Source organism: Gordonia polyisoprenivorans NBRC 16320 = JCM 10675, from assembly GCF_000241325.1.
GTDB lineage: Bacteria > Actinomycetota > Actinomycetes > Mycobacteriales > Mycobacteriaceae > Gordonia > Gordonia polyisoprenivorans.
Map to the genome: position 1 here is coordinate 78,450 of NZ_BAEI01000077.1, position 26,461 is coordinate 104,910.

At 67.8% G+C, this 26,461-nt stretch carries 23 protein-coding genes; 11 read left to right on the forward strand and 12 right to left on the reverse strand.

The window, feature by feature from the left end:
* Nucleotides 1-15: 15 nt before the first annotated feature.
* The 7 genes from GOPIP_RS21225 to GOPIP_RS21255 form a co-directional block, all read right to left on the reverse strand.
* Nucleotides 16-1,509 carry an NAD-dependent succinate-semialdehyde dehydrogenase gene (locus GOPIP_RS21225; RefSeq protein WP_006371853.1) on the reverse strand — a complete coding sequence of 498 codons (1,494 nt, stop codon included), beginning with the start codon at nucleotides 1,507-1,509 and terminating at the stop codon, nucleotides 16-18.
* Complete coding sequence (locus GOPIP_RS21230; protein ID WP_006371861.1) at nucleotides 1,506-4,484, reverse strand: FAD-binding and (Fe-S)-binding domain-containing protein; 2,979 nt, start codon at nucleotides 4,482-4,484, stop codon at nucleotides 1,506-1,508. Before GOPIP_RS21230 ends, GOPIP_RS21225 begins: the two co-directional genes overlap by 4 nt.
* A gap of 7 nt (nucleotides 4,485-4,491) precedes the next feature.
* On the reverse strand, nucleotides 4,492-5,784 hold the full coding sequence (locus GOPIP_RS21235; protein ID WP_006371862.1) for an aspartate aminotransferase family protein: 1,293 nt from the start codon (nucleotides 5,782-5,784) through the stop codon (nucleotides 4,492-4,494).
* A gap of 75 nt (nucleotides 5,785-5,859) precedes the next feature.
* The gene (locus GOPIP_RS21240) at nucleotides 5,860-6,678 is read right to left on the reverse strand and encodes an LLM class F420-dependent oxidoreductase (protein ID WP_035728604.1); all 819 of its coding nucleotides are present in this window, start codon (nucleotides 6,676-6,678) and stop codon (nucleotides 5,860-5,862) included.
* 105 nt (nucleotides 6,679-6,783) lie between these two features.
* The gene (locus tag GOPIP_RS21245) at nucleotides 6,784-7,356 is read right to left on the reverse strand and encodes a GtrA family protein (RefSeq protein ID WP_006371864.1); all 573 of its coding nucleotides are present in this window, start codon (nucleotides 7,354-7,356) and stop codon (nucleotides 6,784-6,786) included.
* Nucleotides 7,357-7,468: 112 nt separating this feature from the next.
* The gene (locus tag GOPIP_RS21250) at nucleotides 7,469-7,933 is read right to left on the reverse strand and encodes a MarR family winged helix-turn-helix transcriptional regulator (RefSeq protein WP_006371865.1); all 465 of its coding nucleotides are present in this window, start codon (nucleotides 7,931-7,933) and stop codon (nucleotides 7,469-7,471) included.
* A complete protein-coding gene (locus GOPIP_RS21255) occupies nucleotides 7,930-8,535 on the reverse strand; it encodes a DJ-1/PfpI family protein (protein ID WP_006371866.1) in 606 nt (201 codons plus the stop codon). Before GOPIP_RS21255 ends, GOPIP_RS21250 begins: the two co-directional genes overlap by 4 nt.
* Nucleotides 8,536-8,663: 128 nt before the next feature.
* Here GOPIP_RS21255 and GOPIP_RS21260 point away from each other — a divergent pair, with 128 nt between their 5' ends.
* From GOPIP_RS21260 to GOPIP_RS21280, 5 genes are all read left to right on the forward strand, one after another.
* Entirely contained in the window at nucleotides 8,664-9,686 is a 1,023-nt protein-coding gene (locus GOPIP_RS21260) for a D-2-hydroxyacid dehydrogenase (RefSeq protein WP_006371867.1), read from the forward strand.
* A 16-nt stretch (nucleotides 9,687-9,702) separates the two neighbouring features.
* Nucleotides 9,703-10,740 (forward strand): TtfA family protein, encoded by a 1,038-nt coding sequence (locus tag GOPIP_RS21265; protein WP_006371868.1) that lies wholly within the window; start codon nucleotides 9,703-9,705, stop codon nucleotides 10,738-10,740.
* A 59-nt stretch (nucleotides 10,741-10,799) separates the two neighbouring features.
* Complete coding sequence (gene pyrE / locus GOPIP_RS21270) at nucleotides 10,800-11,360, forward strand: orotate phosphoribosyltransferase (RefSeq protein ID WP_006371869.1); 561 nt, start codon at nucleotides 10,800-10,802, stop codon at nucleotides 11,358-11,360.
* Between the two features lie 3 nt (nucleotides 11,361-11,363).
* Nucleotides 11,364-12,056, forward strand: a complete 693-nt coding sequence (locus GOPIP_RS21275; protein ID WP_006371870.1) for a TrmH family RNA methyltransferase — start codon at nucleotides 11,364-11,366, stop codon at nucleotides 12,054-12,056.
* Nucleotides 12,057-12,153: 97 nt separating this feature from the next.
* Nucleotides 12,154-13,296 (forward strand): phosphatase PAP2 family protein, encoded by a 1,143-nt coding sequence (locus tag GOPIP_RS21280; RefSeq protein WP_035728606.1) that lies wholly within the window; start codon nucleotides 12,154-12,156, stop codon nucleotides 13,294-13,296.
* A gap of 24 nt (nucleotides 13,297-13,320) precedes the next feature.
* On the opposite strand, the gene GOPIP_RS21285 is transcribed toward GOPIP_RS21280, so the two are convergent.
* The gene (locus GOPIP_RS21285; RefSeq protein WP_006371872.1) at nucleotides 13,321-14,070 is read right to left on the reverse strand and encodes a DedA family protein; all 750 of its coding nucleotides are present in this window, start codon (nucleotides 14,068-14,070) and stop codon (nucleotides 13,321-13,323) included.
* A 96-nt stretch (nucleotides 14,071-14,166) separates the two neighbouring features.
* Nucleotides 14,167-14,883 (reverse strand): VTT domain-containing protein, encoded by a 717-nt coding sequence (locus tag GOPIP_RS21290; protein ID WP_006371873.1) that lies wholly within the window; start codon nucleotides 14,881-14,883, stop codon nucleotides 14,167-14,169.
* 154 nt (nucleotides 14,884-15,037) lie between these two features.
* Between GOPIP_RS21290 and fbaA the strand changes: the two genes are divergently transcribed.
* Together fbaA and GOPIP_RS21300 are read left to right on the forward strand one after the other, a co-directional pair.
* Nucleotides 15,038-16,072: a class II fructose-bisphosphate aldolase gene (gene fbaA / locus GOPIP_RS21295; protein ID WP_006371874.1), complete on the forward strand. Its 1,035-nt coding sequence runs from the start codon at nucleotides 15,038-15,040 to the stop codon at nucleotides 16,070-16,072.
* A gap of 170 nt (nucleotides 16,073-16,242) precedes the next feature.
* Entirely contained in the window at nucleotides 16,243-16,512 is a 270-nt protein-coding gene (locus tag GOPIP_RS21300) for a hypothetical protein (RefSeq protein ID WP_035728608.1), read from the forward strand.
* A gap of 412 nt (nucleotides 16,513-16,924) precedes the next feature.
* Here GOPIP_RS21300 and GOPIP_RS21305 read toward each other — a convergent pair whose 3' ends face one another.
* Nucleotides 16,925-18,709, reverse strand: a complete 1,785-nt coding sequence (locus tag GOPIP_RS21305) for an Rv0361 family membrane protein (protein WP_006371876.1) — start codon at nucleotides 18,707-18,709, stop codon at nucleotides 16,925-16,927.
* 673 nt (nucleotides 18,710-19,382) lie between these two features.
* On the opposite strand from GOPIP_RS21305, the gene GOPIP_RS21310 reads away from it, so the two are divergent.
* From GOPIP_RS21310 to GOPIP_RS21320, 3 genes are all read left to right on the forward strand, one after another.
* Nucleotides 19,383-19,811 (forward strand): DUF3151 domain-containing protein, encoded by a 429-nt coding sequence (locus GOPIP_RS21310; protein ID WP_006371877.1) that lies wholly within the window; start codon nucleotides 19,383-19,385, stop codon nucleotides 19,809-19,811.
* A gap of 34 nt (nucleotides 19,812-19,845) precedes the next feature.
* On the forward strand, nucleotides 19,846-20,949 hold the full coding sequence (locus tag GOPIP_RS21315) for an FUSC family protein (RefSeq protein WP_014361592.1): 1,104 nt from the start codon (nucleotides 19,846-19,848) through the stop codon (nucleotides 20,947-20,949).
* Between the two features lie 88 nt (nucleotides 20,950-21,037).
* Complete coding sequence (locus GOPIP_RS21320) at nucleotides 21,038-23,038, forward strand: amidase (protein ID WP_006371879.1); 2,001 nt, start codon at nucleotides 21,038-21,040, stop codon at nucleotides 23,036-23,038.
* Here the strand turns inward: GOPIP_RS21320 and GOPIP_RS21325 are convergent.
* Nucleotides 23,011-23,433, reverse strand: a complete 423-nt coding sequence (locus GOPIP_RS21325; RefSeq protein ID WP_006371880.1) for a YrdB family protein — start codon at nucleotides 23,431-23,433, stop codon at nucleotides 23,011-23,013. The two genes, GOPIP_RS21320 and GOPIP_RS21325, sit on opposite strands and share 28 nt — an antisense overlap.
* A 238-nt stretch (nucleotides 23,434-23,671) precedes the next feature.
* Here GOPIP_RS21325 and GOPIP_RS21330 point away from each other — a divergent pair, with 238 nt between their 5' ends.
* Nucleotides 23,672-24,613 carry a cation diffusion facilitator family transporter gene (locus GOPIP_RS21330; RefSeq protein ID WP_006371881.1) on the forward strand — a complete coding sequence of 314 codons (942 nt, stop codon included), beginning with the start codon at nucleotides 23,672-23,674 and terminating at the stop codon, nucleotides 24,611-24,613.
* Between the two features lie 1,067 nt (nucleotides 24,614-25,680).
* Here GOPIP_RS21330 and GOPIP_RS21335 read toward each other — a convergent pair.
* Nucleotides 25,681-26,334, reverse strand: coding sequence for a TetR/AcrR family transcriptional regulator (locus GOPIP_RS21335; protein ID WP_006371883.1), 654 nt, complete (start codon nucleotides 26,332-26,334; stop codon nucleotides 25,681-25,683).
* Nucleotides 26,335-26,461: the final 127 nt, after the last annotated feature.

Genomic DNA, 26,461 nt, shown 5'->3' on the forward strand with positions numbered 1-26,461 from the left:
TTCGGCCGGTGGGTGTTAGCGCCGGCGGACCGGGCTGGAGGTGTATTTGACGTCGAGGAACTCCTCGATGCCCAGCCGACCACCTTCGCGACCCAGGCCCGACTGTTTGATCCCGCCGAACGGTGCCGCCGGGTTGGAGACCAGCCCGGTGTTGAGACCGACCATCCCGACCTCGAGGGCATCGGCGAGATCGGACAGCCGGTCGGCGTTCTCACTGCAAACGTAACCGACAAGTCCCCACGGCGTGGAGTTGGCGAGGGAGAGGACCTTCTGATCTGCGTCGATACCGTTGCCGTCGAAGGGGATCAGGGCCGCGACCGGACCGAAGATCTCGGTGTGCACGAGGTCGGAATCGGGATCGACCTCGGTCAGCACGGTCGGCAGGTAGAAGTGCCCGGCGCCGTCGACGCGGGCACCGCCGCAGCGCACCTGGGCGCCACGGCCGACGGCGTCGGCGACGAGACGTTCGACCTTGGCCACGGCCTTCTCCTCCACGAGCGGGCCGACGGTGGTGCCCTCGACTGCGCCGTCACCCACGGTCAGGGCGCTCATCCGGTCGGTGAGCGCGTCGGCGAACTCGTCGAACACGCTGCGGTGTACGAAGATCCGGTTCGCGGCGGTACACGCCTGTCCCATGTTGCGCATCTTCGCGACCATCACCGCGTCGACGGCGCGGGTGACGTCGGCGTCGTCGCACACGATGAACGGGGCGTTGCCGCCCAACTCCATCGACGTGCGCATGACGTGCTCGGCGGCCTGGGCGATGAGCAGCTTGCCGACCTCGGTCGAGCCGGTGAAACTGACCTTGCGGGCCAGACCCGACGCCATCCACGCCCCGACGACGGCCCCGGGATCGGAGGTGGTGACGACGTTGAGGACACCGTCGGGCAGACCTGCCTCGCGCAGCACGTCGGCGAGCAACAGCGACGTCAACGGGGTGAGCTCGGCGGGTTTGAACACCATCGTGCAGCCGGCCGCGACGGCCGGCCCGATCTTGCGGGTTCCCATGGCCAGCGGGAAGTTCCACGGCGTGATCAGGACGCACGGACCGACCGGGCGGCGGGTGACGACGATCCGGTTACCGCCGTCGCCGGTGGTGGTGGCGTCGCCGCCGATACGCACCGCTTCCTCGGCGAACCAACGGAAGAACTCGGCGCCGTAGGCGACCTCACCCCGCGCCTCGGCCAACGGCTTACCCATCTCCGCGGTCATCACCGCGGCGAACTCGTCGGTGCGGTCGATGATGAGTTGGTAAGCACGATAAAGGATCTCGCTGCGCGCGCGGGGACTCGTCGCGGCCCACCGTGCCTGCGTGTCGGCGGCGACCCGCACCGCGGCCAGCGCGTCGTCGGCTCCGGCGTCGGCGACAGACGCCAGGATCTCGCCGGTGGCCGGGTTCTCCACCTCGAACCGCCGGCCCGACGCCGCGGGCTGCCAGTGACCGTCGATCAAGAGGTCGGTGTGGATGCCCCTGAGGGCCGGGACGGTGCGGGATTCGGTGGTGGTCATGCGGAACCTCCATGGGTGTCGGGCGGGGGTGCGAGGAGTTCGGCGAGGTGGATACCGGTGGCGTTGATCAATGGGTCGGTGGCGGTGAGGTGCTCGACGCTCATCGCGCAACTGAATCCGTCGGTCAGGACCGGCGTGGTGGGGTCGGCGCGCAGCGCCGGGGCGAGGGCGTGTTCGGCGACGGCGACGCTGACGTCGTAGTGGCCGCGTTCGAATCCGAAGTTGCCTGCCACACCACAGCATCCGTCGGCGGTGCGGACCTGTACGCCGAGCCGGGACAGTACCTGTGCACCGGTGCGGGCGCCGAACGTCGCGTACTCGTGGCAGTGGGTTTGCAGCGTGACCGCCGCCGGGAGACCGGTGGGGGTGAAGCCGGCGTCGAGGAGGTGTCCGACGATCGAGGCGACGCTGTGCACACGCGCGGACACCCGTCGGGCCGCGGCGGTGTCGACGAGTTCGGGAAGATCCTTGCGCAAGGCTGCGGCGCAACTCGGTTCGGGGACCACGATCGGCCGGTCGGTGCCGTCGTCGAGGATCTCGGCGGTGTGCGCGAGGGTCTTTCGGGCCCGCGACAGTTGCCCGGTCGAGATCCAGGTGAGCCCGCAGCACGCGTCGCTGCGGCAGCCGACGCTGTCTCCGGTGGCGCCGAGCAGCCGTGCGGTGGCGGTCGCGACCTGCGGTCGGAAGGCTCGGGTGAAGGTATCGACAAACAAGACCGTGTCGGTGGTGTCGGTGACCGCGGGCAGCGGGGCGAGGTGAGTACGCACCTCGCGACGGGCGGCGAAGGCGGGCATCGCACGGCGATCGTCGAGACCGCCGAGCCGAGATGCCATGCGGCGCAACGACGGTACGCTCATCGACCGATTGATCAGCGGTGCCGCCGCGGTCGCGAGCGGTAGCCACGCCGGCATCCAGCCGAGGGAGTAGTGCGAGGCCGGGCGGAGTCGTCGGTGGTAGTGGTGGTCGAGGAACTCCGATTTGTACGTCGCCATGTCGACGCCCCTCGGGCAGTCGGTGGAACACGCCTTGCACGACAGGCACAGGTCCAGGGCGTCGGCGACATCGGTGGATCGCCAACCGGATTCGACGGTCGGTACGGTGCGGACCATCTCCTGCAGTACGCGGGCCCGACCACGGGTGGAGTCCTTCTCGTCGCGGGTGGCCCGATAGCTCGGACACATGACGCCGCCGGACGAGGTACGGCACCGGCCCACCCCGATGCAGCCCTGCACGGAATGAATGAAGGAGTCCAACGATCCCGTGGGGGTCGAGCCTTGTTGGGTGACCGAACCGGCATCGATCCACGCCCGATTCGGCACCTCGGCGAGAGCGAGATCGGCGGTGATCGGTGCCGGCTCGACGACGGCTGTCGGGTTGAGGAGCCCGGACGGATCCCAGAGTCGTTTGAAATCGTCGAAGGCGCGCAACATCTCCGGTGAATACATGATCGGCAACAACTCCGAACGTGCTCGCCCGTCACCGTGCTCACCCGACAGCGATCCGCCGTGGGATACCACCAGATGTGCTGCATCCGTACAGAATCGGCGCATGACCGCGCGGCCCTCGTGGGTGCGTAGATCGAAGGTGATGCGCACGTGCATACACCCGGCGCCGAAGTGTCCGTACATGACTCCGGTGAGGCCATGCTCGTCGAGAAGTCGCTCGAAGTCGACGAGGTAGTCGGCAAGGCGATCGGGTGCGACGGCGGCATCTTCCCATCCGGGCCACGACTCATGGGTGTGATCCTCGGTGATCAGGCGGGCCGAGAGTCCCGCGCCGTCCTCGCGGACCCGCCACAGCGATGACCGCACCGTGGGGTCGGAGACGACGGTCGCGTCCACCATGCGGCCGGCGGCACGCAACTCGGCGAGCAGGCGATCGATGGTGGCGGGTACGTCGACCGCCGATTGTGCTGCCGCGCTGGTGTCGTCGAGATCGATGAACAGCCATGCGTCACCGTCGGGAAGTCCGGCGACCGTCTCCGGTCCGCGTCGGGCGGCCATGGTGGTGACGATCTTGCGGTCGATTCCCTCGATCGCCGAGGGCTCGAACGGCAGGATGGCCGGCACGTCGCGTGCGGCGTCGGCGGCGGAGCGATAGCCGACACAGAGCAGTAGCTGTGAGGTCGGCACGGGTACCAGACGAACGACGGCCGAGGTGACGATCGCGCAGCCGCCCTCGCTGCCGACCAGCGCACGGGCGACGTCGAAACCGTGCTCCGGCAACAGGTGTGACAGGTGATACCCCGACACCTGGCGCGGAATGGTATCGAGGTCGGTGCGCAGGATCGCGAGGTTGCGGCCGACGAGATCGCGCAGTGCCGCGGTGAGTTCGGTTGCGCGGGAATCGGACTCGGCGTCGTCGGGCTCGGTGGCCTGCACCCCGGTGCGGGTGGCGGTGAGGCGTAGACCGTCGGAGGTCACCAGATGCAGTGCCTCGACATGATCGCTGGTGCGTCCGTGGCGAACCGAATGATTGCCGCAGGCGTCGTTGCCGATAGCACCGCCCAGGGTGGCGCGTGACGCCGACGACGGGTCGGGGGCGAAGGTCAGCCGACCGTCGGTGCGGGTGCGCACCTGCGCGGCGAGTTCGGTGAGAATGACCCCGGCATCGGCGGTGACCGTGCGTGCGTCGGCGTCGACGACGCCGACGGTTCGCATGTGTCGGGACAGGTCGATGACGATGCCGGCGCCGATCGCGTTGCCCGCCATGGAGGTTCCGCCGCCACGGGCGATGATCGGCACCCCGTGGCGGTGGCACAGCCGTGCGGTGAGTGCGACCTCGTCAGCATTGCGGGGGAACACCACCGCCAGCGGAGGTACCCGATAGTTGGAGGCGTCGTAGGAGTATTCCGCGCGCCGGCGGGTCGAGGCGTCGACGAGCAGATCGTGGGCGGTCAGGTCGTCGAGGAGTGCGCCGGCCGCGTCGTCGGTATCGAGATCCGGGCCCAGTGCTTGTTGCGACACACTCGTCATGAGCTGATCATGCGCCGAGAACCGAGTGCACCGCAGCGCCGAAGCGTTCGATGCCGAGCGCGATCTCGTCGGCGGTGACGACGAGTGCAGGGATCAGGCGCACGACGTTGCCGGCCGGGCCGCAGGTCAGGGTCAGCAACCCGTGGGCCGTCGTGGCGCGCTGAACCGCAAGTGCGGTAGCGGCGTCGGGCATGCAGCGGTCACCGACGCGGGTGACGAATTCGATACCGATCATCAGCCCGAGTCCGCGGACGTCGCCGACGGCGTCGAGTCCGGTGGTCACCTCGCGGATGCCGGCGAGGAGTTGTTCCCCGCGGATGGCGGCGTTGTCGACGAGGTTTTCCTCGGCGATCACGTCGAGGGTGGCGATCGCGGCTGCCGCGGCCACAGCGTTGCCACCGTAGGTGCCGCCCTGCGAGCCCGGCCAGGCCTTGGTCATCAGCTCGGTGGGTGCGGCGATCGCCGAGATCGGGAAACCGGAGGCGAGTCCCTTGGCGGTGATCAGGATGTCGGGGCTGATCGGGGCATGCTGGTGGCCCCAGAACCGTCCGGTGCGACCGAAGCCGGCCTGGACCTCGTCGAGGATCAGTAGGATGCCGTGGCGATCGGCGCGCTCGCGTAGTCCGGCGAGAAACCTTGGGGGACTGGGAAGATAGCCGCCGTCGCCGAGGACAGGTTCGATGAGGAAGGCGGCGGTGTCGTCGGGTGCCACGCGTGAGGTGAGCAGGTAGTCGAGTTCGGTGAGGGCGAAGTCGACGGCGGTCTCGGTGTCCCAGCCGTAGCGGTAGGCGTAGGGGAACGGGGCCATGTGGACCCCGCCCATCAGTGGGGAGAAGCCTGCGGAGAACCGGGTGCCCGCGGTGGTGAGGCTGGCTGCGGCGACGGTGCGTCCGTGAAAACCGCCTTGGAAGACAACGATATTGGGCCGCGCGGTGGCCATCCGGGCCAGGCGGATCGCGGCCTCGACGGCCTCCGACCCGGAGTTCGCGTAGAACACCGAGTCGAGGCCGAGTGGGAGTACCCCGCCGAGTTTCGCCGTCAACTCGAGCAACGGCGGATGCATGACCGTCGTGTACTGGGCGTGAATGACCTTGGCGCACTGCTCCTGAGCGGCGGAAACCACCCGCGGATGGCAATGGCCGGTGCTGGTGACCCCGATGCCGGTGGTGAAGTCGAGGTAGGACTGGCCGTCGGTCCCGTGCACCCACGAGCCCTGCGCGTGATCGACGATCACCGGCGTGGCCTGTTTGAGGATGGGGGACAGGGTCGCGGTCTGGGTGAGGTGTTCGACGGCGGTCATGGGACCACGGTGACGGCCAATCGTCGGATTGTCAACAATTGGACAGCGTCGCCGGAGGTGTGGCCGGTGGTGACGTCAGGCGTTACGCGCGTCGCGCCAGGCGACCAGATCGCGGATGGGTCCGGGATCCCAGGTCGGGGCCTCGAGTCCGACGGTGAAGATCCGCGTACCGACGGCGTACAACTTCTCCGCCGACGCCGGGTAGTCGTCGAGATCCTCGGGGAAGCGTCCCGGCTTCGGGCTCACCCCGGCCGAGCGCACGATCTCAGCGGGATCGCGCCCGATCCGGGCGCACCAGTCGTCGAGCACCCGGTGCTTGTGGGCAATGGTCTCGGCGTCACCGAAGCCGTGCCAGATGTCGGCGTGCTGCGCGGCGATCCGCAGGGTCACCTTCTCGCCGCCACCGCCGATGAGGATGGGGATTCTGCGGGTGGGCGCAGGATTCAGCAGGCCCCAGCGCTCGCGGATCACCGGTAGATCGTCGTCGAGGGTCCGTAAACGTTGTGCCACCGTGCCGAATTCGAAGCCGTAGGAGGTGTAGTCGCGCTCGAACCAGCCGGCGCCGATGCCGAGGACCAACCGGCCCGCACCGTCGCGCGCACTGATGTGGTCGACGGTGCGTGCCATGTCGGCCAACAGGTTCGGGTTCCGGTAACCCACGGAGGAGACCAGAACGCCCAACTCGACGCGGTCGGTCGATTCGGCCCAGGCCGCCAGTGTGGTCCAGGCCTCGAAGTGGCGGCCGTCGGGATCACCGGACAGCGGAAAGAAATGATCCCACGTGAGGAGCATGTCGGCGCCGAGTTCCTCGACCAACGCCGCGGCACGACGCAGATCGGCGAACGATGCGTGCTGGGGCTTGACCTGAACGGCGATGCGCGCCCGCTGTGTCATGAGGACCAGCCTAGGGGCCTCGGCCGACACTGGTGCCCAGGCCGGGTTGCCCAGCCGGGTTGCCCAGCCGCGTTGTTCAGACGGGTGGTGCTCAGACGGTGGTGTTCAGACAGGGGTGCCGGCGTCGACGGGAGCCGGCTCCGCCGGCGAGCGGACCGCCCGGAACGTCCAGAGCTTGTTGACGATGAAGTTGATCGGCATCGTGATGACGATCGTGATGATCTGCGCCCAGTACTCACGGGAGTGCAGCCCGGCCGCCTCATGGAAGAACGACGACGAGAGGTAGAGCGGTGAGGTGGGGTTGGTGAAGCCCACCTTCAGGAACAGTCCGACGATCGCGGCGACACTGCCCACCGCGAGGAACGGCCAGAATTCCGACCACCACGTCGCATGCCGGGAACTCTTGAAGGTCCACGACCGATTGAGCTGGAAGTTGACGAAGTTGGCCACGAGGAACCCGACGATCCACACCAGCACGGTGAAACGCACGTTGTAGGCCGAACCCGGAATATGCCAGATCACATTGAACGCGTTGGCGGTACCGCCATGCGCCTTGTTCATCAGGACCGCGACGAGCATGTTGACGACGACCCCGGATGCGCCCACGATGCCGAAACGGGCGAATTGCCCGAGATTTCTCACATGGGTTGCATATTTGTCGTCCAGCGTCGCGATCACCTAGGGCAATATACGCCACCGAATTCCCGAACCCTGAATTGTGATCTGGGACACACGGGATACGGAAGTGGCTGGTACTCCGCGGCGATGGATAGTGCAGGTTGTGTCGAACTCACATTTCGCCGGGGTCATTATCGATCTCGGCAAGTGATGCGCTGAGCAATTCGAGGGCGGTAAGTGTGGCGTGCCATTGATCGGATCCGAGGCGCGCGGCGATGCGGGTGGCTGCGGCGCGGTGCTGCGGGTTGATGTCGTTGATCGCAGCGAGTCCGGCGTCGGTGGGGGCCACCAGCTTTGCGCGCGCATGTGCCGGATTCGTGTGATATTCGACGAGCCCCTCCGTGGCCAGGAGGTCGGCGGTGCGCTGCACGCTCTGGCGCGTGATGCCCATGGCGCGGGCGATGTCGGAGACGGTCAACGGGCCCGGCAGTACCGCCCCGAGGACCTGCCACCGTGTTGCGGTGAGCCCGGCCGGCCGGGCGAGTTGTTCGGCGAGAGCAAGGAACTGGCCATTGAGCCGGAATGCGGCGAGCGCACTTCGGCTCAGTAGTTCCTGAGACGTCGGATGATCGGTCACTGCTGTCCCAGGGCGAGGAATCCGGCCGGATCGTGATGCGCATAGAGCCGATACCACGCGTCGAGCACGGCGTCGTCGTAAACACCCAAGCGGGCGAACACCTCTCGTGCGAACTCGATGGGCGCCACCGCGCCTGCCGTGATGACCTCGCGGTCGGTGACGGCCGCTACGTCGAGGTACCGGTCGGCTCCGCAGTAACCGGTGGCCGCGAGCTGTTGCGGTGCATTGCTGGTGTGCGCGCGGTCGTCGAGTAGCCCGCCCCTCGCGAGTCCGACTGTGGCACCACAGATTGCGGCGACCGGAATCCCGGCGTCGAGAAACCGTCGGGCGGCGTCGATGAATTCGTCGTTCCCGCTGTCCCACGTCTGTGCGCCCGGAACTACGAGCATCGCGCTCGCGGCCGGATCGACATCGTCGAGTGTGATGTCGGGGGTGATCGTGACACCGCCGAGCGTGGTGATCGGATCGGCGGTCGCGCCCACGGTCTCGATCCGGAATTCGCCCGGCGTGCGCTGGAATTCGGGGTTGTTGACGCCGGCGGCGAGATAGCCGTACTCCCAGTCGGCGAGGGTGTCGTACACGGCGAGGTGGACGGTCTGCATGGGTGCTCCCTGTCGATGAGGTCCGGTCGATGAGGTCCGGCTTCCCCGGCCCACACCCACTATGACAGCATCGTGTCAATATGACAACAGGCTGTCATCACAGCGGTGCTCGCCGCTACGTTGGAGCCATGGCAACCGGAGACACCGAGGTCCGTCCCGTGATCGCCCTACTGGGCTCGCCGGACGTTCCGCCGCCGACCGATCTCGCGGCGCTCGAGGCCATTGCCGACATCCGGCACACGACCGCCGACGAACTCGGCTCGGCGCTGCCGGGCGCCGATGTGCTGGTGGTGTGGGACTTCTTCTCGCGCGCACTGCGGGACAACTGGGCCCAGGCCGACGCGCTGCGGTGGGTGCACGTGTGCGCGGCCGGGGTGGATTCGCTGCTGTTCGACGAGCTGACCGACTCCGATGTGGTGGTGACCAACGCCCACGGCGTCTTCGATCGACCCATCGCGGAATTCGTCCTCGCCTCGATCCTGGCCCGCGACAAACTCTTGCACGAATCGATGCGCCTACAGGCGCGTCGTGAGTGGCGCTGGCGGGAGACGCGCTCGACCACCGGTACGTCGGCCCTGGTCATCGGTACCGGTGGCATCGGCCGGGAGATCGCTCGGCTGCTGCGCGCGGTCGGAATCGAGGTCACCGGTGCCGGACGACGGGCTCGGGACCACGACCCCGACTTCGGCGTGGTCCACGAGACCGCACAACTGGCCGAGTACGTCGGCGGGTTCGACACGGTCGTCGCGATCGCCCCGCTGACCGCGGCGACGCGCGCCATGATCGACGCCGAGGTGCTCGCGGCGATGCGCACCGACGCCCATCTGATCAACGTGGGGCGCGGCGACCTCGTCGACGAACCGGCGTTGATCGAGGCGCTGCAGACGGGCGAGATCGGTGCGGTATCGCTCGATGTGTTCGTCACCGAACCCCTGCCCGCCGACAGCCCGCTGTGGGGGATGGACAACGTCGCGATCTCGGCGCATCTCAGCGGTGACGTCGTCGGATGGCGGGATGTGCTGAGCGCGCAGATCCTCGATAACCTGCGGCGATACGTCGGCGCCGGTGATGACGACCTCGAAACGCACCTCGACAACGTCGTCGACAAGGCCCGGGGGTACGTCGTGCGGCGCGATCCGCACACACCCTGAAGTAGTCTGTAGCGCGATGACCATCGTCTATTTCGTGATCGCCGCCATTGCCTTGGCCGGGGCGGTGGCCCTGCTGTGGCTCGATCGCCGCCGTTCCTCGGTCACGAGGCACCAGCGCGCGATCTGGGGTGACGAGCACGACTTCAAGTTCCGCGAGACCGACACCAAGCTCCGTACGGTGTTCCGCCGCGCCACCATGAACGTGCCCGACACCGTCGCCGTGGAGAACGTGGCCTACGGGCACTACGGGGGCGCCGAGGCAGTTGTCTTCGACCTCTCCGAGACCGCCACGGTGATCGCGGTCCGCCGGTCGACCCCGTCCGCCGTGGTCGTCGACCTGCGGCACGAGGACGTCCTCGCCCCCGCCGAAGAGGACGTGGAACTGCTCGGCGCGATGGGCCCGCGCGTGATGTTCTCCAACAATCTCGACGCCGCCCGCCGCGTGTGTGACCGGCGCATGGTCGCGCTGGCCAACAAGGCCCCGGCCTACGTCGAGGTGCTGTGGAACGAGGGCAACTGGGCGCTGGGGTCGCTACCGCTGACCGACGACGCCACCGAACTCGACACCGGACTGGAGGTCGTGCGGCGCTTCGCCGACCTGCTGCGGGTGCTGCCGCCGCTGCGTGAGCCGCAGGACGCCCCCGACCCGCGCGATCCGCACGGTCCGACCCGCGCCGAGCTGGCCGACGAGAAGACCGAGAACATGCGCGACAAGAACCGGCGCGCACGCATGGAGGCCGCAGGTCGAGACAGGGTGGAGCGTGACGGTACGGGCTCCGACGCCGCGGTGCCGACCGCGTTGCGCAAGCCGGCCGAGGTGGCACCGCGGCCGCGACGTGCCGCCCCGCCTGCCGAAGGCCGTTCGGCTCCGGCCGATCCCCGGCCCGCCGGCCGTCCGATGGCACCGATGCCGGTGCGCGGCAAGGCAACTCGACCGCCGGAGCTCGACGACGACGTCGATCTCGACGACGACGATGTCGCGCCGCCGACGCGACAGGCACGGACCGGTCCGAGTGAAATGCCCTCGCGACGGAACCGTCACCGCCGCAACTGATCACACGACCGACCCGTCGGGGCCGGTGCCCGATCCGCGAGAAGAGAGCGAGTTCTGTAGTGTCCGCAGCGATTCCGTCCGTCGATACCGCCGATCGAGAGGTCCTCGCCGAACTGGTCAAAGAACTCTCGGTGGTGCACGGCAAGGTGACGCTCTCGTCGGGCAAAGAAGCCGACTATTACGTCGATCTGCGCCGGGCGACGCTGCACCATCAGGCCTCGCCGCTGATCGGCACGCTCATGCGTCAACTCACCGCCGACTGGGAATACGACGCCGTCGGCGGACTCACCCTGGGCGCGGACCCGGTGGCGACGTCGATCATGCATGCCGGTGGCCGTGCCATTGATGCCTTCGTGGTGCGCAAGGCCGCCAAAACCCATGGGATGCAACGTCGGATCGAGGGCCCCGACATCTCCGGGCGCCGCGTGCTGGTCGTCGAGGACACCTCGACCACCGGGGCGTCACCGTCGACCGCGGTCGAGGCGGCACGCGAAGCCGGCGCGACGGTGATCGGGGTGGCGACCGTTGTCGATCGAGATACCGGCGCCGATGAGGTCATCGAGGCGCTCGGCGTGCCCTACCGGTCGCTGTTGACGCTGGCCGATCTCGGCCTCGCCTGAGGCGTGTCAGACGACGACCCGCAGCCGACCGCCGACGAGCCAGGTCCGACGGAGTGGCAGTTCGGGTCGGCGCCGGCGGTCGGGGTGGGGCCCTGGGCGGCCGAGCACGACGGTCCGCCGCCGGATGACCCGCGCTACGACGCGCACCTGCTGGCAGCAGGCGACACCCGTAATGTCGTTGACGCCTACCGATATTGGACGCGCGAAGCGATCGTCGCCGACATCGACTCCCGGCGGCATCCACTGCATGTGGCCATCGAGAACTTCGCCCACGACGCCAACATCGGCACCGTGGTGCGCACCGCCAACGCCTTTGCGGTGGCCGCGGTGCACATCGTCGGACGTCGACGGTGGAATCGCCGCGGCGCCATGGTGACCGACCGCTATCAACACCTCGAACACCACGACACCGTCGCCGACCTGATCGCGTGGGCGCGCGAAAAGAATCTGAAGGTCGTCGCCGTCGACAACACCCCCGGCGCGCAGCCGTTGGAGACCGCCGAACTACCGCGCGAATGCGTGCTGCTCTTCGGTCAGGAGGGGCCGGGCGTCAGCGCGGATGCGCAGGAGCAGGCCGATCTGACCGTCTCGATCGCACAGTTCGGCTCCACCCGCAGCATCAACGCCGGGGTGGCTGCGGGAATTGCCATGCACGCGTGGATTCGTCAGCACGCCGACCTCGGGCAGGCCTGGTAGTCGCACTCGGCTGAGCTGCCCGGCGTGGGTGACGGTGCGGCGAATGCGACGTGAACAGCCGCCCCCGCCTTGCCCGGAGAGTCGGACATCAGTCAGAGTGATGGCCATGTCGTTGCGTGTGCGCTCGGTCCTGCTCTCGATGTTCGCGGTGCTCCTGATGCTCGGGGCGCCCGTTGCGCACGCGGCACCGGCACCGGCCACCGCGCCCGCGGGATTCTCCACCGCGCAGCTCGTCGGTCCGTTCGCCTCCGACGTCCCGCCGGGCGGAACGTATCTCCCCGAGCTCGACGGCTTCGCGGCGCTGCGCGCCCAGCGGCCCGACCTCATGAAGCAGAACCTCGCAAAGGTGGTGTCGGTCAACAACTCCGCGACACCGGCCCAGCAGGCCGACGCCGTTGCGATCAACTACGACGACCGGATCGTCTCCCTGTCGCAGGCGTTGGGCACCAAGGTCGGTACCGCGTTCCGGCAGCTGTTGGCCGCGGGCAAACTGCCCAAGGTCGCGCAGTTGGTCAAGGGTGACACCGCGCGTGCCGGAATCCCGTTGCAGACCACGCTGATCGAGAAGCAGTACTACAACAATCCGCGGCCCTTCGTCGTCGCGCCCGCGCAGATCAAGCGCTACAACCGGCCCGGGTCGGATCTCTACGGCGACCTCGCCGGCAACGGCTCGTACCCGTCCGGCCACTCCAGCCAGGCGTTTTGGCAGGGTGCGCTGCTGGCCTACTGGCTGCCCGAGGCCGGACCGCAGATCCTCGCCCAGTCCGGCCACATCGGACTCAGTCGCATGGTGCTCGGCGTGCACTATCCGCTCGATGTGATGGGCGGACGGATCATGGGTCTGACCGTCGCCTCCGAGCGGCTCTCCGATCCCGCATTCGCCCGGCTCGTCGACGCCGCCGGTGATCAGTTGCGCGAGCAGCTCCGAACCGCGCTCGGTGAGCCGGTGGCCCGGGCGCTCGCCGACGACCCGACCGTGGCCTCGACGTCGCAGGCGGTGTCCAATGCCCAGGAGCTGATGACATTCGGATTCCCGCGGATCTCCCCGAACCAGGTGAACGCCATCCCGGCGCAGGCCGCGGCGCTCCTGCGCTCGCGATTCCCGCACCTCAGTGACGCCGCGCGCCTCGACATCCTGCGACGCACCGCCATTCCCGCCGGCTATCCGCTGGATCAGGCCGGTGTCAACGGGGGATGGGTGCGCATCGACCTGGCCGCGGCGTACGCGGTGAGCGGGTAGCGTCTGACCGCCGGCACCGTCGACTCAGACGGTGTCGGTCCGCCGGTCGTCGGCGGGTGCTGCTGTGACGTCGGCGGCGGCGACGTCTGGGACCGGGGCGCGCTTGGCGGCCCGGCGCCTGCGATACCACTCGATGAGCATCGGTGCGATCGACAGGATGACGATCAGGATGAAAATCGGCTCGATGAGCTTCTGGATGAATTCGAACCGTCCGAGCCAGTAGCCGAGCAATACGATGCCCGCACCCCAGACGATCGCGCCGACCACGTTGTAGACGGCGAACACCGCCCACTTCATCCGCGCGGCGCCGGCGACGATCGGGGCGAGCGTGCGCACGATCGGCACGAAGCGAGCCAAGAAGATGGTGATCGGTCCGTGCTTCTCGAAGAACTCGTTGGCCTCGACGAGGTAACGCTCCTTGAGGAACCGGGCGTCGGGCTTGAACATCTCGGTACCGATGAAGCGGCCGATCCAGTAGCCGATCTGACCGCCGATGATCGCCGCGATCGGGACGAAGACGAGCAGCTGCCACAGCGAGGCGAACTTGTCGATGCCCTCGGTGCCCCCGGCACCCGCGGCGACGACCATGCCGGCCACGAACAGCAGCGAGTCGCCCGGCAACACCGGGAACAGGACGCCGGATTCGATGAGGATCACCAGGAGCAGACCCCAGAACGCCCAGGCGCCGAACCAGCTGAGCACGTTGATGGGGTCGAGGATGCCCGGCAGCGCGACCACGGTGGTGGTGGTGTGGGCAAGTGCGGAGTCGATCACGGGTCACCAGGCTACGCGGGCAGCCTGAGGGTTAGCCAGATGGATGCTGGCGGGTCGGTGTGTGGCGTGGGGCCGGACCGGGGACGGGTGGTGCGGTCAGGAGTGGTCGGCCGGCGTGGGTGAGGCCACCGGCTCCTCGACGATCGCCCGACGCGAGCGCAGAACCCGCTTGGCGACCTCGGAGATGATCGGCAGCACCGAGACGAACACGATCAGCAGGAAGATGTAGTCGACGTTGTCGCGGATGAACGCGATCTGGCCGAGGAAATACCCGAGCAGCGTCACGCCGGCACCCCACAGGATCGCGCCGACGACGTTGTAGGTGAGGAAGATCGAGTACCGCATCTTCGCCGCACCGGCGACGAGCGGGGCATAGGTCCGCACGATCGGGACGAAGCGCGCCAACACGATGGTGATCGGACCGTGCTTCTCGAAGAACTCGTGTGCCTCGACGATGTACTTCTCCTTCAGCACCTTCGCGTTCGGCCGGAACAGGGAGTATCCGAGGCGATTGCCGATGAGATAACCGACCTGGTCACCGAGGAAGGCGGCGATCGGGATGGTCACCAGCAGCACCCACAGTGGAGCGAACGGCTCGATGTCGGCGGACTTCGCGGCGACGATCAGCCCCGCGGTGAACAGCAGCGAGTCGCCGGGTAGCAGCGGGAACAGCAGGCCGGACTCGATGAAGATGACCAGCAGCAAGCCCGCGAGAATCCATGTGCCGAACGAGTTGAGCAGGTTGACCGGATCGAGGAACCCCGGAAGCAGGGCCAGATTTGTCGTGTTTGCGGCAAATGCGAATTCGGTCACGGGTCCCGAGGGTACCTGTCGGAGGCGAGCGTTCGCAGAACCTGCCGGTCGGCGACCCTCGGACGCCGCTGCGCGCGGTGTGAGCGACCTTGCCATACTGAACAGGAGTGACCCGACTCGAAGCGTGAAACCTTATCCGGTTGGAGGACGTGAAATGCCCATTGCAACCCCCGAGCAGTACGCCGAGATGTTCCAGAAGGCAAAGGAGGGTGGCTACGCGTTCCCGGCGATCAACTGCACGTCGTCGTCGACGATCAATGCGGCCATCAAAGGCTTCGCGGACGCCGGCAGCGACGGCATCATCCAGTTCTCGACCGGCGGCGCGGAATTCGGCTCGGGTCTCGGCGTCAAGGACATGGTGACCGGTGCGGTCGCGCTGGCTGAGTTCGCCCACGTCGTCGCCGCAAAGTACGACGTGACGATCGCCCTGCACACCGACCACTGCCCCAAGGACAAGCTCGACACCTACGTCCGGCCGCTGCTCGCGATCAGCCAGGAGCGCGTCGACGCGGGCAAGGATCCGCTGTTCCAGTCGCACATGTGGGACGGGTCGGCGGTCCCGATCGACGAGAACCTCGAGATCGCGCAGGAACTGCTGGCCAAGGCCGCCGCAGCCAAGATCATCCTGGAGATCGAGATCGGCGTCGTCGGCGGTGAGGAGGACGGCGTCGAGGCCGCGATCGACGACAAGCTGTTCACCACCCCCGAGGACTTCGAGAAGACCGTCGCCGCGCTCGGCGTCGGCGAGAAGGGCAAGTACCTGCTGGCTGCCACGTTCGGCAACGTCCACGGTGTGTACAAGCCCGGCAACGTGAAGCTGCGTCCCGACGTGCTGAACACCGGCCAGGAAGTGGCGACCAAGACGCTCGGCCTGGCCGACGGCTCCAAGCCGTTCGACTTCGTCTTCCACGGCGGCTCCGGCTCGCTGAAGAGCGAGATCGACGAGGCCCTGAGCTACGGCGTCGTCAAGATGAACGTCGACACCGACACCCAGTACGCCTACACGCGTCCGGTGGCCGGCCACATGTTCAGCAATTACGACGGCGTGCTGAAGGTCGACGGCGACGTGGGCAACAAGAAGACCTACGACCCGCGCGTGTGGAGCAAGAAGGCAGAGACCTCGATGAGCGAGCGCGTCGTCGAGGCCTGCACCGACCTCAAGTCGGTGGGTAAGTCGATCAGCGCCTGAAGTAGTTGAACGCTCTCCGGTGAGCATCCCCGGGGGTGTCGGCGGCGGCGTCCGGTGAATCCGGGCGCCGCCGTTGTGCTTTCGTCCCCGCCGACGGCGCTCTGGTGGGCGCTGTGGGCGTGGGGGGACAGCGCTGTCGGCGCGCTCGGGTGTGACCTCAGAGAGTGAGGATGCCGACGAGAACAGCGACCGCGAGCAGGACCATCACGATCGCCGCACCGATGACCATCGGGTCGGGGCGACGATGTCGGTGGGCCCGACTCTGTGCGTCGTGGCCCGACGAGGAGTGCGATGACGAGGACCGTGTCGACGAGGACCGTGTCGACGAGGACCGTGTCGACGAGGACCGTGTCGACGAGGCGCGTGAGGAGTCGGGCCGCGCTGAGCCGGGCCGCGACGTCGCGCTCCGGGTTGCGTCGGGTGTCGGCGGCTGCGCGTAGGCGTGTGGGCCGGCGTGTGCAGCAGGTGTCTGCGGCGCGACGGGGCCCCGTGGCGGAGGGGCCTGCATCCTGCGCGGGTTCGGTTCCCCCGGCACCGGTGGCGCGGGAGTGACGAGGGGCTCGGTGGCGTGTGTGAAGACGCTGTCCGCCTCCGCCGGGGGCGGCCCCCAGTCGGCTGCCGGTGCCGCGGGAAATCCCGAATTCTGTTGTGGTGCAGGTCGATCAGCGTGATGTGCGCCGGGTACGGGAGGTCGGCCGTTGGGGACCGCCGGGCGCACTCCCATCGGCAGCGGCGGACGGTCGGGAGGCGGCGCCGGACGTTGGTGGCGACCTTGACCGTCGAATGGTCGAGTGGGCATCGCGTCGGCGCCGGCGTGGTCCGCCGGCGGATCACCCGCGGTGCGCTCGTCGGTCACTGCTGGTCGCAGACCTTCCAGTTGTCGCCCTGCTTTTGCAGGTTGATCGCGACGCGTTGCGGCTGGTTGGGCGTACTCGTATTGACGGCCGTCACCTCGACCAGCGCGGTGTTGCCATCGACGCGGACGGCGTTGATGCTCTCCACCTTGACCAGCTCGTTGCGGGCTTTCTGCGACTGGTAGAGCTTGGTCCAGTCGCCGTCCTGCATGTTCTGGTAGTAGGCGAGTTTGTTGCCGCAGGTGACGTTGCGCAATGTCTGCAGGTCGCCGTTGTACACCGCGTTGCCATAGGTCTTCGCGGCGTCGGCGGCCGCGTCCTCGGGTGCTTGCGGTCGCAGCTGGAAGTACGCGAAGACGCCGATGACGATCGCGGCAACGACGACGATCGCGGCGACCACCGAAATCAGGATGCCCGTCCGACGGCGGCCGCCGCCCGACTTCGCCGGCTTCGGCTGCTTCTCCTGATCACCGGGGATGACCTGCGGCTGGTGGGCCGTGGTCGACCAGCCCTGGGTGGCAGCGGTTCCGGTCGCGGCGGCTGCGCCTGCGGCGACAGCACCTGCTCCGGCCGCCGCGGCGGGCTTGGTGAGGATCTGGGTCTTCGAGTCGTCCGCCGGGACCTGATCGGCCCCAGTCTCGTTGGCCCCAGTCTCGTCGGCGGGGGTCTCGGTGGCAGTGTCCGGTGCGGCCGGTGCTGCCGGCAGCTTGGCGGTCTCGGCCTCGCTGGACTCGGCGTCGGCGGGAATCTCGTCCCACTCGTCGTCTGCCTCAGCGGTCTCGGCTTCTTCGGCGTCGACCTTGTCGGCGACGTCCTCGTCGATGAGCGCCTCGTCCGCATCGGCCTCGGCGACGTGCTCCTCGGTCTGGTCGGAGTCGGCCTCGGTCTCGGTCTCTGGCACGATTTCTTCGCCTGCCGACTCCGCAACCTCGGCGGCAGGCTCCTCGGCCTCGGGGGTCTCGGCGTCGGGGGTCTCGGAAGCAGGGGTCTCGACGGTGGAGTCCTCGGAAGCTGCGGCCTCGGAGTCGGTGTTCTCGGACTGGGTGTTCTCGGACTCGGTGTCTTCCGAGTCGGCGGCCTCGCTCACCTCGGCATCCGGCGTGGCCGGTTCGTCGGAGTCTGGCGCGACGGGTTCGGCTACGGCCTGCTCGGCGGCTGGGTCTTCGGTGTCCGGGGCAGCGGTCGCAGCGTCATCTGCCGCGTCGGACTCGGGCCGGTCGGCTTCGCTCGTGTCGGCGACTGTGTCGGTGCCGTCGGTGTCGGCGTCGTCTTTGTCCGAGGACGTTGCCGCGACCGCTGCGGCGGTACCGGCGGCAGCGGCACCTGCCGCGGCGACGGTGGCCGCGGCCTTGTGGTCGCCGTCGGAATCGGTCCCGTCGGAGTCGGTCTTGTCCGAGCTGGTCTCGTCGGCGGGAGTCTCGTCGGTATTCTCGGAGCCGGTCTCCTCGGAGTCGCCCTTCCCCGTGTCCTCTGCCTCGGCTGCTCCGGCTGCTTCGACGGGTGCCGACGCGGTGTCGGAGTCCTCGTCGGGACGACTGTCGTCGGACTGCTCGGCGGCCGCCTCCGCGGGCACCGAATCGGTGGTGTTCTCCGCACCTGCCGCGCTTTGTTCGGCCGCGTCTTCCGAGTCGGAAGTCGCAGCGCTCTCGTCCCGTGCACCGCCGTAGGGGTCGACGTTCTCGAGATCCTCGAGGTCGGCGGCGTCGGGAAGGTTGGATCGGCTGATGACCTTGGTCGCCGAGTCGATGCCACGTCCCCCGCGCGGCCTCGGGTGTTCGGTCACCTTGTCTCCTGTATCCGTGGTGTCGGCCGAATCCGGCGAGGTGGTGTCTGCATTACTACCGTCGGCGCTGCTCTGGTCATCCGGTCGCTCGGATGCTGTAGGTCGCTCGGACGGCGACGCGTTGCGAGCAGGCCCGGCGGGCGGCGTACGGAGCGGCCTCGTCTGGGCATCCGAACCAGCGGGAGGGGTGCCGGGGGATACGGGACGCCCACCGGTCGGTCCACCCTGGCGCGATCCACCGGGTGCGCCGGTCGGTCCGGACTGTGGTCGGGGCGGCACATTCGACGTCGGCCGCGACCCGGGAGCCGTGGGCCGCGGGGGTCGGCCGACGTCGGCAGGCTCGGACCCGCGTGATTCCCGCATCTTGCGCAGCTTCGAGAAAGCCCTGGTGACAGCTGACTTCCGGTCGTCAGACTGCGCCATCGGTCATCACCCAACCTTCCTCGAACACCACGCTCGAAGTTTGCCCACGAGAAATCCGTCCGACACTGAGAACGGCATCACACAACGTCACGCCACGAAGTGCGTCATTCACACTAGCGAACGGTCGCGCACATCATCACCTGGGGAGACTTGGTCATCCGATCGAACGGATGAATCCGACGTACCCGTCTCGGGGTCGACCTCGCGCGACGTGTCGTGGTCGCGCGTGCCTCGATGCTTGAATGGTGGGGTGACTTCCTTCGGAGACCTCCTGGGTCCTCAACCCGTCCTGCTGACCGGCGACGACGACGCCGAATCGGCGCTGCTCAACGGTGCCGAGCCGGCCGAGGTGGCCGCTGCGCACCCGACAGCGTCGATCGCCTGGGCGTACCTGGCCGAACGTGCGTTGAGCGGCACACCGGACACGCTCAAGGTGATCGAGGCCTACGCCTACGCCCGCACCGGATATCACCGCGGCCTCGACCAACTGCGGCGCCACGGCTGGAAGGGATTCGGCCCGGTGCCGTGGAGCCACGAACCCAACCAGGGCTTCCTGCGCTGTGTCGGCGCGCTGGCCCGTGCTGCCCAGGCGGTCGGCGAGGAGGACGAGTACCTGCGATGCCTCGATCTGCTCAACGACAGTGACCCGAATGCCGCCGGACAGCTCGGTCTGAACTGACTCGGACTCCTTCCGACCCGATTTCGTGACGCCGATGACCACCTGGGCTCGCCGCCGCTACGAGGCGTTGCCGCGATTGTTGCGGGTGCGCATCCGCAGACTCTGGCTGTCGGCGGTCCCGATTGCGCAGTGCGCGATCGCCGCCGGCCTCGCATGGTGGTTCGCGCTGGAGGTGCTGGGTCACCAGCAACCGTTCTTCGCCCCGATCGCCGCGGTCATCTCCCTCGGGCTCTCCCTGGGCCGCCGATGGCGCCGATCGGTCGAGCTCGTCGCCGGCGTCACCATCGGCATCCTCGTCGGCGACCTGTTGATCGTCGAAATCGGCAGTGGCGGTTGGCAGATCGTCGTGGTGGTGGCGCTCGCGATGGCGGTGGCCGTCTTCCTCGACGACGGCCCGCTCATCCCGATGCAGGCGGCGTCCTCGGCGGTGCTCGTGGCGACCCTGCTACCGCCGGGTGGAATCGGCGGTTTCCATCGCGCGATCGACGCCCTGACCGGCGGTTTGATCGGAATCCTGGTCGGTGCGTTGCTGCCCGCGAATCCTGCTGCCCGCGCCCGCCGGGACGCGGCCACCGTCCTCGCGACGGTCCGCGATGCCGCCCGGCAACTGGCCGAGGGAATGCGTGCCGGTGACGAATCCATGGTGTTCGCCGCGCTGGAGAAGGCGCGAGGAACCCAGGGGGCGATCAACACGATGCGACAGGACATGAGCGGCGGCCGCGAGATCAGCACGCTGTCCCCGCTGTACTGGGGGTCACGGCTTCGGCTGCAACGGATTTCGGCGACCGCGGACCCGATCGACAACGGGGTCCGCAACTTTCGGATCATCGCGCGACGGGCCCTGGGGATCACCCAGCGTGGTGAGGAGGTGCGTCCCGAACTCATCGAGATCATCGGCGATCTCGGGGACGCTTTCGAGATACTGCGCGAGATGATGCTCGCCGACCCGGGGCACTCGCCGGACCCGGCCGACGCCGCACGCGTCCTGCGCACTATTGCCCGCAAGGCGCGAGCCGAACTCGTCGCCGAACGCGGGATGTCAGAGACCGCGCTGCTCGCCGAGATCCGGTCGTTGCTCGTCGATCTGTTGATGGTCGCCGGATTGCGGCGATCGTCTGCGGTGGCGACACTGCGCTGAGTCGGCGAGAAGTAATGCTGAATCGGCAAATACAAGAATTCAGTCGCGCAACCCTGTGTCGACAATGACGAGAAAGGCCGGTGGGTCGATGGTGGACCGCGTTGACGTCGTGGAGATGAGCGTCGCAGAGATGCTCGATGCGCTTGAGTCCGGTCTCGTGACGAGTGTCGATCTGGTGTGTGCCTACCTCAACCGGATCGCCTACTACGACCGGACCGGTCAGTGTCTGCGCGCCATCGCCGTGCTCAACCCGAATTGTCTCGACGAGGCCGCCGACTCCGACCGTCGTCGGCGAGCCGGAGTGGCCGGGCCGCTCGAAGGCGTCCCGTTCACCGTGAAGGACAGCTACAAGGTCAAGGGGATGACCGTGGCCTGCGGTTCGCCCGCGTTGGCCGATGTCGTCGCGGGAGAGGATGCCGCCACGGTCGCGCAGTTGCGTGCCGCCGGTGCGGTGCTACTCGGCAAGACCAACATGCCGCCGATGGCGGCCGGTGGTGTCCAGCCCGGCGTGTACGACTACGCGCGCAGTCCGTACAACCCGGAGTTCCTCACCGCCGCATATGGTTCCGGGTCGTCAAACGGTTCCGGAACGGCGGTGGCGGCAAGTTTCTGCGGCTTCGGGATGGCCGAGGAGACGGTGTCGTCGGGGCGTTCACCGGCCTCCAACAACGCACTGGTCGCCTACACGCCGTCCCGGGGTGTGCTGTCGATCCGCGGCAATTGGCCGTTGCGTCCGACCTGCGATGTGGTTGTGCCGCATACCCGTTCGGTCGAGGATCTGCTGATCCTGCTCGATGTGTTGGCGGTCGACGACCCGATCCGCACCGGTGACTTCTGGCGAGAGCAGACCCGCGTAGCCTTGCGCGGCCCGGAGGAGGTCCTCCCGCAGCCGGTGCATCGCCCGCGACCGAGTCGACTCGACGGTGTGCGGCTCGGCGTACCGCGAATGTACATCGGCGAGGACCGCGTACCACTCGATCCCCCGGTGATCACACCGTCGGTTCGCGCTTTGTGGGACAGGGCATTCGGCGATCTGCGTGCGCTCGGAGCCGAGGTGGTGGAGGTCGACTTCCCCGTCGTGTCGAACTACGAGCAGGACCGCCCGAGTGCCGACGGGCCGGCGGAACGTGGCCTCGTCCCACCGAACTGGCGTGCGCTCGAGGGCGGCACGATCACCGCGATGGCCCTCGATCAATTCCTGCGCGAGAACGGAGATCCCGCGTTGAACAGCTGGGCCGACGTCGACGGCGACACGGTGTTTCCCGCCGACGATGCACCGGTGGCGGTGTGGATCACCCGCGCGCGCGGCGGATTCGACTGGCAGCGGCTCGCCGAACTCGTCAAGCAGGGGCTTCCGGAGTCCTACGACGACGTGCCGGACATCGACCATCTGTTACGCGGGCTCGAGCAGGCGCGCACCGCGGACTTCGAGGACTGGTTGACCGAAAATGGCTTGGATGCAGTGGTATTCCCGGCTGCCGGCGGCGTCGGTCGCGCCGATCTGTTCTCCCGGACCGAGAGTCGTGAGGAGGCCATGCGCAACGGCGTCGTCTACTCCAACGGCAACCGGGTGCTGCGCCATCTGGGTATCCCGAGTGTGACGGTGCCGATGGGCGTCATGGGCGACATCCAGATGCCGGTCGGACTGACCTTCGCCGGAGCGGCCTACAGTGACGACAGGTTGCTGGATCTGGCGGGCGCCTACGAGGCCGCGACGACGCGCCGTGAACCCGCGTTCCTCACGCCGACGTTGCCCGCCAACCAGATCGAGCCGGCTGGTGACGTTGGTGACGGCGGTTCGCCGGCTCCGACGTACTCGGTCGACATCGGGCATACCGACCGCTCGTGGGACGTGAAAGTGCGTGTAGCCGAACAAGAGTCGGTAACCAAGGAGGCGACAGGGGTCCGCGTGTGGGCCGACGGGCACCTGCTGCGACCTGTAGAAGGCGAGCCTGGGCTCTATCGTGGGGTGGTGTCCCTGAGTCGCAAGCGCCTGGCCGACGAGATGTTGATCCTGGTGAAGGCCGGTGACACCGCGGCGATGAGCATCGAAGCGCTCGATCAGGCCTTGCCGTCGATCCGTACCTGACCGATCGCGAAGACCCCGACGGCGATCGCGAGACATCCGATCGCCACACCGGCGCCCAGTATCGGCAGTGCAGCGGCGGTGACCGCGCAGAGCAGCATCACGCCGACTGCCACGCGAGGTGCCACCCGCAATCGTCGCGTGGCCTTCGGGGCCATCCATCGACCCCAGCAGACCCCGATGAGCGCCAACACGGCCAAAGCCAGGCCGATCCCACCGATCGGGCCCGCCGCCCGGGCACCCCAATGGTATCCGGCTGCCGCGCTGCCCGCCCAGAGAGTGATCTCGACGGCGAACACCCCGGCACCCCAGAGGTACTCCGTGCCGTGGAGAGGCAGTGGCGTGACGGCGTCCGAGTGCGGGGAACGAGAGTTTTCGAGAGCGGTGCTCTTGGTCATGCCCCCGAGTATCCGCGTCGGAGGTGCCGATTGCAAGAGTAGTGCTCTCGATTTCGGGTGGCTGTGCCCGATCGGTGAAAAATGGCGCACGGTCGACGAGATTTGGCGCCCGGTCGACGTCGATGAGCGCCCAGCCGACGGAGATAGGCGCCCGATCGGCGGGGATGGCGGAGGCGGGGGGGTCAGGCACACCTAAGCCTTGCTATATATGCGTACTCGTGCATATATTGGCGGGGCCATGGGACATTCACATTCACACTCCGCCGCGCCGTCGCACTCCCACAGCCATTCGCATGTGGACGTGACGAATGCGTCGCAGCGTCGCATCTGGCCGATGGCGGTGGCCGTCGGGCTGATCGGGTCGTACTTCGTCGTCGAACTCCTGGTCGGCTTCGCGGTCAACTCGCTGGCGCTGATCGCCGATGCCGGACACATGCTCACCGACGTCGTCGCCCTGGTCATGGGCCTCATCGCGTTACTGCTCGCCCGGCACGGCAAGGCCACCGACACCCGGACCTTCGGCTGGCACCGCGCCGAGGTGTTCACCGCGGTCGCCAATGCGGTCCTGCTGATCGGCGTCGCGGGTTTCGTCCTGTACGAGGCGATCGAGCGCATCGGGTCGGACCCCCAGGTCCCCGGTCTCACCCTGATCGTCGTGGCGCTGGTCGGTCTGACCGTGAACGTGCTGGTGATGTTCTTGTTGCGGGCCGATTCGCAGGAGTCCATCGCGGTTCGCGGCGCCTACCTCGAGGTGCTGGCCGATGCGGTCGGCAGTGTCGGGGTACTCGTCGCCGGCATCGTGGCGCTGACCACCGGATGGGGTTACGCCGACATCATCGTGGCCGTCGGCATCGCGCTGTGGGTCGTGCCGCGTGCCCTGCGGCTGGCCGTCGACGCCCTCCGTATCCTCAATCAGCAGGCGCCCACCCACGTCGACGTCGACCAGGTGCGTCGCGAGTTGTCCGAGATCCCCTCGGTCACCGATGTGCACGACCTGCACGTCTGGTCGCTGACCACCGGAATGGACGTCGCGACGGTGCACCTCGGCAGCGACCGGCCCAATGCCGAAGTACTCCCGGCCGCGCAGGCCGTGCTGTCACGCCATGGGCTCGGTCACGCGACCGTCCAGATCGATCCCGCCGACGATCAGCACAGATGCTCGGAAGATCTCAACTGGTGACAGCGGTCTGCCTCCAGCTCATGTGCTGAGGTCCTGCGTCGAGTCGTGCGGTGTTCCCGCGCCGAACTGCGCCACGGCAACGTTCTCACAATGACCCCTGGACGTGACTGCCCGCTCGGTCATACACTGCACGGCAAATGTATGACCTGAAGGTCCCCGGGAGGCGCTCATGACGGAAACGACCGACCGGCCTGCGGTGACGATCCGCGCCGTTCTCCGCTCGGCGACGAGGACTCGTTTCGATCGCATTCTGCTGGTGGTGATCGGGCTCGGGATGGTCTCGATCGCGGCCAATCTCTTTCTGCCGCAAGGCGCGTTCTTGCCGGCCTGGTTGCTGATCCCGCAGGTGCTGGTGATCGCGGTGATGCTGCTCATGCACATCACACGTGTGCTCGGTGTGCGCGCGATGATCGTCTACTTCGTGACGATGATGGCGCTGGAACTGGTCTCGGAGTACGTCGACATCGCCACCGACGGTGGTTGGTACGGAGCGCATTTCGCGTACACGAGTCTGTGGGGGCCGCAGCTGTTCGGCGTGCCGATCGTGCCGCCCGTCTCGATCGCGGTGCTGGTGTGGCCGGCGTTCTGCGCCGCCTCGATCATCTTGTGCGGCGACTACTCCGTCGACCACCGTGGCCGGAGTTGGCTCACAACCATCTCGGTGGCGTTGATCGCCGGCATGTTCGTCTCGTGGATGCCGGTCATCTACGAGGCCATCTGCATCAAGATCGGTGCCTACACCTACCCGCAGATCGAGTCGGGGCAGGTGGCGGGCTACTGGGGGTCGCCGATCGGCTCCGACCACATGGCGATGCCGCTGCGCGTGTTCCCGGGATTCACGCTGCTCGTGTTCCTGCAGGTGGTCGTGCTGACCAGGGTCATCGGGCCCAGGGCTGCCGGCGCGCGGCTCGCCCGCGCCGACTCGTCGCCGCCGTTGCACCCGATCCTCGATCTCGCCCCGCTGGCGTTCTTCGTCATGCTCGCCGTGGGGTTGACCAAGGTCGGTTCGACCGTCGAGGCGCAGGTGTTCGGCGCCTACACCGGGGTGCTGGGCAGCGTGCTGGCGGTCATGTGTTTCTACCTGCGCGGGTCCGGGATTCGCCGGAGCCTTCGGATAGACCGGCCACCCGTACCGCCGGGGAGACCCAGCGCCGCAGATATCGGCGCAGGTGTGCGCCCTGGCGAGGCGGGTGGCCCGGATCGAGGATGAACGACTGCAGGATCCGCAGCAGGAACTCGGCCAGCTCCTCCAGTTCGGCATCATCGAAACCTGCTTGCGCCCAATCGATGTCGAATTGCATCAACATCGATCGGCAGAGCTCGATGGCCACCTCGGAGGTGATCGCGGACTGCAGGCTGCTGGAGTGGCCGGGACTGAGTACCACGCTGACGTAGGGATCGACCGGTAGCACCTCGAGGGTGGTCGCGAGACCCTCGACGACGGCTTCGGCCGGGTCGGTGATGCCGACGAGGTGCCCGGCGAGACGATCGAGGAAGCCCGCGGTCGCCGACCGCAGCGCTGCCTCCATGAGAACGGCGTCGGCACTGGGGAAATAGCGGTACACCGTCTGCCGGGTCACCCCGAGTTCCCTGGCGATGTCGGTGATGCTCAGGTTGATCGCGCCGTCGACGGTGATCGCATGGCGTGCGACATCGAGGATGCGTTCGCGTGCCTCGTCGTCGCTGGCCGGCGGGGTGCCGTTCCATCCTCGGGTGCGCATCAGCGAACGCTCTCGGCGCAATCGGTGAACTCCATGGGGATCATCCTCGGTCCTCGGGTGTGGCCGGCACGTCTGGGGGTGGTGCCGAGCGTATCGGTGCAGGTCGGCCGCCCCCATCGTACGTATT